The organism is Corallococcus sp. 4LFB, from assembly GCF_046520365.1.
In the GTDB taxonomy this organism is placed as follows: domain Bacteria; phylum Myxococcota; class Myxococcia; order Myxococcales; family Myxococcaceae; genus Corallococcus; species Corallococcus caeni.
The window spans coordinates 1-989 of record NZ_JBKGHJ010001081.1; the positions used below are offsets into that span (position 1 = coordinate 1).

The 989-nt window shown below is 74.7% G+C and carries 2 protein-coding genes; both read left to right on the forward strand.

Features of this window, described 5'->3' with window-relative positions:
- Window positions 1–579 (forward strand): hypothetical protein (locus ACLEQD_RS44195; RefSeq protein WP_410391900.1); only part of this gene is annotated, 579 nt, incomplete at its 5' end.
- 180 nt (window positions 580–759) lie between these two features.
- Window positions 760–989 (forward strand): HEAT repeat domain-containing protein (locus tag ACLEQD_RS44200; RefSeq protein ID WP_410391901.1); only part of this gene is annotated, 230 nt, incomplete at its 3' end.

The following is a 989-nucleotide window of genomic DNA, read 5'->3' on the forward strand; positions in this document are numbered from 1 at the left end:
GCCCGCGCCGGCGCTCATGTCCGGGGCCGCACGCCATCGTGGTGGGCGTGTGCGGCGCCGGAGCGGCTGCGGCTGCTGCTGGACCTGAAGGCGCGCTGCGCGCGGAGCTGGAGCGCGATTCCCGGCCGCCGTCCGGAGGGTGAGCGCGCCGTTTTCGCCGTGCGCGCCCCGGATTTAGGGAGGGACGTCATGCGAGACCTGGGCGGGCACCGGAAGGCGCTGGGGTTCTTCTACTTGTTCGTCCACGCGTTGATGCTGCTGGCCACGGGGGCGATGGCGTACGTCACGGCCGCCCTGGGCTTCGTCGCCGCCGCCGGGAGGTCCGCCCCCCGGCTGCCGGCGTGGGAGAACCCTTGGGTCCTCGCGATGGCGGCCATCTTCGTCGTGCTCCTGGCGGCGTCCATCGCGGGGCTCGCCCTGGGCCTGGGGCTGGTGCGCGGCCGCCGTGTCTCCAAGGGGCTGGCCACGCTGCTCGCCCTCGTGGCGCTGCCCACCTTTCCGCTGGGCACGGCGCTGGGCGTCTACTCGCTCTGGTTCTTTGGCCAGGAAGGTTGGGACGCGGAGCTTCAGGCGGGCTGAGCGGCGAAGGGTGCGAAGGTGAACGTTCCAGGCCGCTGCCCGGTTGCCTCCTGGCGCGGAGCGCCCCCTGGGAATGGGCCTGCCGCGCCCTCGTTCTGGCCTCGTGGGGCGCGACTCCCTCCGCCGCTTCGAGCAGGATGCGGCCTCCCCGAGGAACGGACCCCCGAAGGAGGACGGCGGATGAGCGACACGGTGCGGTCCCCCGCGGGGCAGGAGGAGGCACGGTACCGGGCGCTGCAGGCGGTGGATCCGCGCGCGCCCGGGGCCCTGGAGACCTTCACCACCGGGCTTCATGACGAGAGCTGGCGCGTGCGCCACGCGGCGGCGGAGGGCCTGCGCCGCGTGCCGGACGCGCAGGGCGTCACCGCGCGGCTCATCTCCGTCCTGGGGGAGCGCGGCGAGACGGGCGC